This window comes from Kytococcus sp. HMSC28H12, from assembly GCF_001816045.1.
Classification (GTDB): Bacteria; Actinomycetota; Actinomycetes; order Actinomycetales; family Dermatophilaceae; genus Kytococcus; species Kytococcus schroeteri.
Genome location: NZ_KV824340.1, coordinates 1 through 7428, shown reverse-complemented (window position 1 = coordinate 7428; position 7428 = coordinate 1). Strand labels below are relative to the sequence as shown.

Genomic DNA, 7428 nt, shown 5'->3' with positions numbered 1-7428 from the left:
CGTCGCCGTGCCCGAGCATGCGCCGTGCCCGGCCGGCGATCTGCTCGCCGGCCGGGGTGAGGCGCGTGGTGCGGCCCGCACGCTCCACGAGCGCGCAGCCCAGGGCCGCCTCCAGCTTCTTGACCTGCGTGCTCAGCGTGGGCTGGCTGACACCGCAGGCCTCCGCGGCGCGACCGAAGCTGCCGTGGTCGCCCAGGGCGACCAGGTACTCGAGGTCGCGCAGGTTCACGACGAGGCGTCCGCGGTGTCGGCCACGTCGGTGGGCTCGGCGTCGGCATCGACCACCTTGGTGCGCGCCGCGGTGTCCTCCGCGTCGCCCTGGCTGGGCGCGGAGGTGCGGATGAGGTGGTCGAAGGCGCTCAGCGAGGCGGTGGAGCCCGAGCCGAAGGCCACGACGATCTGCTTGTACGGGGTGGTGGCCACGTCGCCGGCGGCGAACACGCCCGGCACGTTGGTGGCACCCCGCTCGTCGATGACGACCTCACCGCGGTCGGTCAGCTCGATGCCGGAGTCCTTGAGGAAGGCCGAGTTGGGCACCAGGCCGATCTGCACGAACACGCCCTCGAGATCGAGCTGCTGGGCCTCGCCGGTCTCGCGGAGCTCGTACCTCAGGCCGGTCACGCGGGAGCCGTCGCCGACGACCTCCTGGGTGGCCGCGCCGAGCACGACGTCGACATTGGGCAGGGAGCGCAACTTGTCCTGCAGCACCTGGTCGGCACGCATGGAGTCCATGAACTCCAGCACCGTCACGTGGCCCACGATGCCGGCCAGGTCGATCGCGGCCTCCACGCCGGAGTTGCCACCGCCGATGACCGCGACGCGCTTGCCCTTGAAGAGCGGGCCGTCGCAGTGCGGGCAGAAGGTGACGCCCTTGTTGCGGTACTCCTCCTCACCCGGCACGCCCATGGTGCGCCAGGAGGCACCCGTGGCGACCACCAGCGAGCGGGTGCGCAGGGTGGCGCCGGAGGCGAGCTCCACGGAGTGGTAGCCACCCTCGGCCCGGGCGGTGGTGACGCCGGTGGCCACCTGGGACTTCACGAGGTCCACGTCATAGTCGTTGACGTGGCGCTCCAGCGCCGCCGAGAGCTGCGGACCCTCGGTGTGGGAGGTGCCCGAGAGGTTCTCGATGGCCATGGTGTCGTTCACCTGGCCGCCCATGCGCTCGGCCACCAGGCCGGTGCGGATGCCCTTGCGGGCCGCGTAGATGGCGGCGGTGGCGCCGGCCGGGCCGCCACCGAGCACGAGCACCTCGTAGGGGTCGGCCTCGGAGAGGCGGTCCGCGGCGGCCTGCGCGGCGTCGTCGTCGATGCGCTCGACGATCTCCTCCAGGGTCATGCGGCCGGAGCCGAAGTCCTCGCCGTCGAGGAAGACGGTGGGCACGGCCATGACGCCGCGCTCGTCGGCCTCGTCGGGGAAGGCCGAGCCGTCGATGGCGGTGTGCGTGATGCCCGGGTTGAGCGTGGCCATGAGGTCCAGCGCCTGCACCACGTCGGGGCAGTTCTGGCAGGACTGGCTGAAGAAGGTCTCGAAGTGGTGCTCGCCGCGGATGTTCCGGACCTGCTCGATGGTGGCGGCGGCGGCCTTGGACGGGTGGCCACCGATGTTGAGCAGGGCGAGCACCAGCGAGGTGAACTCGTGCCCCATCGGCAGGCCGGAGAAGGTCACGGCCGCGGCGTGGTCGTCGGCCGCGCGGATGGTGAACGAGGGGGTGCGCTGTGCGCGCTCGTCGCCCTCGGCCTCACGGGCGGTGACGAGCTCGGACATCTCCGCGATCTCGGCGCAGAGCTCGAGGGTCTCGCGGGTGGTGGCGTCGGTGGCATCGGCCTCGACGGTGGTGAGCAGCTCGACCGGACGCTTCAGGTTGTCCAGGAGCTGACGGAGCTGGGTGGCGAGGTTCTTCTCGAGCACGGGGTCCTCCAGGGGTGCGTGGCGTGGCGTGGCGGGGACGAGGGCGCAGGGGCGGGTGCACCGCATCGGGTGCGGGTGGTGGGTGCACCGACGGCGGCCGACCGGCACCTGGCCGGCCCGACCGCCGTCGGGTCAGGGGTCGACGCCGTCAGGCGCCGAGGGCGGTGTCGCCGATCAGATCTTGCCGACGAGGTCCAGCGAGGGCTCCAGGGTCTCGGCGCCCTCCTCCCACTTGGCCGGGCAGACCTGGCCGGGGTTGTTGCGCACGTACTGGGCGGCCTTGACCTTGCGGACCAGCTCGGCGGCGTTGCGGCCGATGCCCTCGGAGGTCACCTCGGTGAACTGGATGACGCCGTCGGGGTCCACCAGGAAGGTGCCGCGGTTGGCGACGCCCTCGTCCTGGCGCAGGATCTCGAAGTTGTTGGCCAGCAGGTGGGTGGGGTCACCCAGCATCGGGTAGGTCACCTTGCCGACGGTCTCGGAGGAGCCGTGCCAGGCCTTGTGGGTGAAGTGGGTGTCGGTGGAGACACCGAAGACCTCGACGCCGAGCTTCTGCAGCTCCTCGTAGTGGTCGGCCAGGTCACCGAGCTCGGTGGGGCACACGAAGGTGAAGTCGGCCGGGTAGAAGAAGAAGATGGCCCACTTGCCCTGGATGTCGGCGTCCGAGTAGTCCTTGAACTCACCGTTCACGAAACCGGTGGCCTGGAAGGGCTTGATGGTGGTGTTGATCAGCGACATGCGTGCTCCCTCGTTGCGTTGTTGACGTCTGGGGGGTGCAGCCGACGTTCCCGACTGCGATAGCCACTGTATATGAGTCGGACGGTTTTGCATAGTCGACACCTATACCCCCCCCACCCCCCGACCCCACCCCAGCGGCCCGTTGAGTCGTCGCTCCTCGGGGTCAACTCCCCCCATCGGCCCCAAGAGTCGACGACTCAACGGGAGGGGGGGGTCAACGGGCAGCCACGCTCACTCCCCCGGCAGGGCGTGGACGATGTCGGTGACCAGACGGGCAGCGGCCTTGGCGGTGCGCGAGTCCACGTCCACCGACGGGTTGTACTCGGCCACGTCCACCACGCGAAGCTTCCCGGAGGCCGCCAGGCGGCGCACGACGGCGCTGCACACCCGCATCGGCACGCCGTAGGCCGCCGGCGCGCTCACACCGGGCGCGATGTCGGCGGGCAGCACGTCGAGGTCGATCTCCAGGTGCACGTGGTCCGCGCGGGCGAGCACCTTGTCCACCGCGGCCACGGCGGCCTCCTCGGTGGAGTCCACGTCGAGCAGCCAGGTGGCACCCAGCGAGCGCGCGGCGTCGAACAGGACGGCGGTGTTGCTCGACTCGGCGATGCCGATGACGGTGTAGTCCAGCCCGCGGCCGGCCCCCTGCTCGGCCTGCGCCATCTGCAGGAAGGGGGTGCCGCTGCTGGGCTCGGGGGCCTCGCGCAGGTCGAAGTGCGCGTCCAGGTTGACCACGGCGGTGCGGCCCATCGCCTCGGGGGTGCCGTAGCGCTGGGAGCGCGCGCGGCCCAGGTAGCAGCCCCACGCGGTCTCGTGGCCACCGCCGAGCACGACGGTGAGGTCGTCGGCGTCGAGCGAGGCGGCGATGGCGGTACCCACGGCCTCGTGACCGGATTCGAGGTCACGCCCCTCGTAGCCGGTGTCGCCGTGGTCGGTCAGCGCGAAGGGCCTGTGGGCGGCCATGCCGGCCAGGGCGCCGCGCAGCAGCGGCGGGGCCTCGGCCGCACCCTGGCGGCCCTTGTTGCGGCGCACGCCCTCGTCACTGGCGAAGCCGACCACGCCCACGCGCGGGCCGCCGTCCGTCGCCCCGGCCGCGACGTGGTGCCAGCGGCGGTGCTCGGGGCCGGGGCCGTCGTCGCGGCCGGTCCAGGGAGCGGGGGCGGAGGACTGCGAGGCGTCGGTGGTCATGGGGCCATTGTGGCGCGACCGGGCGGGGCGACCGCCAGCCGGCGAGGACCCTCCCATGTACTTAGGCAGTCTTACTATGAGATAGCCTCACTACCATGCGACACGGCCCCAAGGACCTCGCCACCGCCCACGCCCTGCGCGGCGCCCTGCGCGAGGTGGTGGTGATGATGCGCGGCCTCGACCACACCGAGGCACTCAGCACCTCCCAATCCACCGCGCTCACCGCCCTGCGCGAGGGGCCGCGCACCATGGGCGAGCTCGCCCGCATCGGGGGCATGCGCCTGCCCAGTGCCACGTCGATGGTGCGGCGCCTGGCCGATGCCGGGTACGTCACCCGCACCCGCGACGAGGCCGACCAGCGCGTGCAGCGCGTGCACCTCACCGAGGAGGGACGCGCCGCCCTGGCAGCCAGCGACGAGCGCCGCGCCGCCTACCTGGCCGATGCCATGGCCACCCTCAGCGCCACCGAGCGGGAGGCACTGGCCGCCGCGGCACCCGCCCTGCAGGCGCTGGCCGCCGCGGCCGAGCGCCCCTGAGCCTCGCCCACCGAGGAACCCGTCCCACCGAGAGGAGACCCGTGCCCACAGCCACCCACCGCCCCTCCGCCGAGGAGGTCGCCGCCGCCGAGCGCACCTCGATGCTGCGCCAGCCGCCCGCCGTGTGGGCCACCGCCCTGGCCAGCGTGTTCGCCTTCATGGGCATCGGCCTGGTGGACCCGATCCTGCCCGCCATCGCGGAGAACCTGGACGCCACGCACTCGCAGGTCTCGCTGCTGTTCACCAGCTACTTCGCCCTCACCGCGGTGATGATGCTGGTGACCGGCTGGTTGAGCTCCCGCATCGGCGGGAAGCGAACGCTCCTGCTGGGCCTGGCCCTGGTGGCCGTCTTCGCCGCCCTGTCCGGCACCTCCTCGACGGTGGACCAGCTGGTGGGTTTCCGGGCCGGGTGGGGCCTGGGCAACGCCCTGTTCGTGGCCACCGCGCTGGCCGTCATCGTGGCCGTGGCCAGCGGTGGGTCGAGCGTCGCGATCATCCTCTACGAGGCCGCGCTGGGCGCTGGCCTCTCACTGGGCCCCCTCCTGGGCGCGGTGCTGGGCGGCTGGCACTGGCGGGCCCCCTTCTTCGGCACGGCCGTGCTGATGACGGCGGCCTTCGTGGCGCTGCTCGTGCTGCTGCCCGACCTGCCTCGCCCGGCGCAGCGCACGCGGCTGTCCGACCCCCTACGCGCCCTGGGACACGGCGGGCTGCGCATCGTCTCCACCAGCGGGGCGCTCTACTACTACGGCTTCTTCACGGTGCTGGCGTTCGTGCCGTTCGTGCTGGACGCGGGCCCGTACACGATCGGCGCGGTGTTCTTCGGGTGGGGCTTGGCGCTGGCCCTCACGTCGGTCTTCCTGGCCCCGGTGCTGCAGGCGCGGTGGGGCACGGCGCGCACGCTCGTCACGGTGCTGGTGCTGCTGGCCGCGGACCTCGGCGTGACGGCCGCGGCCGCAGCCGGTGGCTCCCGGGCGGTCGTCATCGCGTGCACCGTGGCCGCCGGCGCCCTCCTGGGCGTGAACAACACGCTCTACACCGAGCTGGCCATGGAGGTCTCCGACGCCCCGCGTCCGGTGGCCTCGGCGGGCTACAACTGCGTGCGCTGGATGGGCGGCGTGGTGGCCCCGTACGTCTCCACCCTCGTGGCCGAGCGGGCCGGCGTGGCCTGGCCGTTCGTCATCGCGGCGGTCGTGGTGCTGGTGGCGGCGGGGCTCATCGGCCGCGGGGCGCGGTGGATCGGCGGGCACGAACCGGCGGTCGTCTGACGGGTCAGGCCTCTCGCAGGTCGGCGGTGTCGGTGTGCCAGGCCGCGGCGAGGGCCTCGAGGTCCACGCGGTGGTCGGCGATGCGGCATCCCAGCCCGTTGGGCTTCCAGACGATGCCCTCGTCGGCCCAGTGCTCGGCGGCCCGCGGGCGCAGGTGCGGCGGGAGGTCCCCGTCGGAGTTGGTGACCCGCCACCAGCTCACGAGGTGCCCGTGGTGGGCTATCACCGCGCCGACCTGTCGGGGCCCGGCCCCCACGATGCGGCCGACCTCGCCGTAGGCCACCACCCGCCCCGCGGGCACCAGCTCCACGCAGCGCAGCACCTTCTCCACCAGCAGCTCGTCCACGGCGGCAGCCTGCCACGGGGTGGGGCGCCTTCGACGGGACGGCACCGGGCCGGGGCTGGGCCGCCCGCACGCGAAAACCCACCCGGCACGGGAAAGGTGCTGGCCGCACGGGATGTTTCCCGGGTGACCAGCACCTTTCGCATGCGGCCGGAGGTTTCCCGTGCGCGCAGATGAGGCGGTGCGATCGGGCCGCGGTGAGGCCGGGGCGGCACGCGTCGCCGGGCGGCGCGATCGGGCCGTGGGACCGTCGCGCAGCGACTCAGGCCGCGGGGCGGGCGGCGCGATCGCGCAGCATCATCACGGCCCACACCACCAGGCCCCCGACGGACAGCGCAGCCCCGGCCCACCCGGTGGAGTGCCAACCCCACCCGGCCGCGAGCGCCGCCCCCGCCACGGCCGGCCCCAGCGCGTTGGCCGCGTTGAAGGCCGCATGGTTCATGGCCGCCGCCATGGTCTGCGCCTCACCGGCCACGTGCATGAGCCGCGTCTGCAGCGGCACCACGAGCCCGCCGCCGAAGCCCACCACGGCCACCGAGAGCAGCATCAGCCACCAGTGGTCCACCGTGAGCGAGTAGACCAACGTGGCCACCCCGATGAACGCCTGGAAGGCGCCGGCCACGGGCAGCAGCCGCCCGGCGGGGGTGCGCCCGGCCGCGAGGTTGCCCAGGATGCCGCCCACGCCGTAGGCCATGAGTACCAGCGGGATGCCCCAAGCGGGCGCGTCGGTGTTCTCCAGCAGGGTGGCCGAGAGGAACGAGTACACGGCGAACATGCCACCGAACCCGATGGCGCCCATGGCCAGGGTGAGCAGCACGTCCGGGTTGCGCAGTGCGTTGAGCTCGTGGAACGAGGTGCCGCCCGAGCGCCCGCCGCCCGGCGGCACGAGACGCCAGAGCACGGCCGCCAGGAGCAGCCCACCCACGGCCACCAGGGCGAACGGCAGCCGCCAGGTGGTGGCCTGCCCGATGACGCTCACGGTGGGCACGCCCACCACGGTGGCCACCGTCAGGCCCATCATCACCCAGGCCACGGCCTGCGCCGCCCGCTCACGCCCCATGGCGGTGGCCGCCACCAGCTGGGCGATGCCGAACAGCGCACCGTGCGGCAGACCGGCCAGGAAGCGGGCGCCGACGAGCAACGGCATCGAGGGGGCGAGGGCGGCCAGCAGGTTGCCGGTGGCGAACATGCCCAGCAGCACCACCAGCGCGCGGCGACGCTCCCAGCCGCCCATGACCACCGAGAGCACGGGGGCACCCACCACCACCCCCAGCGCGTAGGCGCTCACTGCCCGCGACGCCTGGGGCTCGGTGACGCCGAACTCCCGCGCGTAGAAGGGCAGCAGGGTCATGGCGGCGAACTCCGTGAGCCCGATACCGAAGGTGGCCGCCGCGAGCCAGAGCACGAGCGTGCGGGCGCTGGTGCGCAGGTGGGCGGAGGGGGCGGCGGG

At 73.1% G+C, this 7428-nt stretch carries 8 protein-coding genes; 2 read left to right on the top strand and 6 right to left on the bottom strand.

The window, feature by feature from the left end; all coding sequences use genetic code 11:
* From HMPREF3099_RS03220 to hutG, 4 genes are all read right to left on the bottom strand, one after another.
* Positions 1-229: LysR family transcriptional regulator (locus HMPREF3099_RS03220; RefSeq protein WP_141761960.1), on the bottom strand; the 229-nt coding region annotated here is incomplete at its 3' end.
* Positions 226-1908, bottom strand: coding sequence for an alkyl hydroperoxide reductase subunit F (gene ahpF, locus HMPREF3099_RS03215; RefSeq protein ID WP_070703890.1), 1683 nt, complete (start codon positions 1906-1908; stop codon positions 226-228). The genes ahpF and HMPREF3099_RS03220, both read right to left, overlap by 4 nt.
* Positions 1909-2082: 174 nt before the next feature.
* A complete protein-coding gene (gene ahpC / locus HMPREF3099_RS03210) occupies positions 2083-2646 on the bottom strand; it encodes an alkyl hydroperoxide reductase subunit C (protein WP_070703888.1) in 564 nt (187 codons plus the stop codon).
* Positions 2647-2877: 231 nt separating this feature from the next.
* Positions 2878-3834, bottom strand: coding sequence for a formimidoylglutamase (gene hutG / locus HMPREF3099_RS03205; protein ID WP_070703886.1), 957 nt, complete (start codon positions 3832-3834; stop codon positions 2878-2880).
* A gap of 95 nt (positions 3835-3929) precedes the next feature.
* Here hutG and HMPREF3099_RS03200 point away from each other — a divergent pair, with 95 nt between their 5' ends.
* Both HMPREF3099_RS03200 and HMPREF3099_RS03195 read left to right on the top strand, forming a co-directional pair.
* The gene (locus HMPREF3099_RS03200) at positions 3930-4370 is read left to right on the top strand and encodes a MarR family transcriptional regulator (protein ID WP_070703884.1); all 441 of its coding nucleotides are present in this window, start codon (positions 3930-3932) and stop codon (positions 4368-4370) included.
* Positions 4371-4471: 101 nt separating this feature from the next.
* Positions 4472-5635: an MFS transporter gene (locus tag HMPREF3099_RS03195; protein WP_083323451.1), complete on the top strand. Its 1164-nt coding sequence runs from the start codon at positions 4472-4474 to the stop codon at positions 5633-5635.
* 4 nt (positions 5636-5639) lie between these two features.
* On the opposite strand, the gene HMPREF3099_RS03190 is transcribed toward HMPREF3099_RS03195, so the two are convergent.
* Together HMPREF3099_RS03190 and HMPREF3099_RS03185 are read right to left on the bottom strand one after the other, a co-directional pair.
* Complete coding sequence (locus HMPREF3099_RS03190; protein WP_070703880.1) at positions 5640-5981, bottom strand: MGMT family protein; 342 nt, start codon at positions 5979-5981, stop codon at positions 5640-5642.
* Between the two features lie 259 nt (positions 5982-6240).
* The coding region (locus tag HMPREF3099_RS03185) for an MFS transporter (RefSeq protein WP_371327505.1) at positions 6241-7428 on the bottom strand (1188 nt) is incomplete at its 5' end.

Coding starts and splice junctions, on each gene's coding strand:
- ahpC (WP_070703888.1), bottom strand. CDS start 2,646: ATGTCGCTGATCAACACCACCATCAAGCCCTTCCAGGCCACCGGTTTC.
- hutG (WP_070703886.1), bottom strand. CDS start 3,834: ATGACCACCGACGCCTCGCAGTCCTCCGCCCCCGCTCCCTGGACCGGC.
- HMPREF3099_RS03200 (WP_070703884.1), top strand. CDS start 3,930: ATGCGACACGGCCCCAAGGACCTCGCCACCGCCCACGCCCTGCGCGGC.
- HMPREF3099_RS03195 (WP_083323451.1), top strand. CDS start 4,472: ATGCTGCGCCAGCCGCCCGCCGTGTGGGCCACCGCCCTGGCCAGCGTG.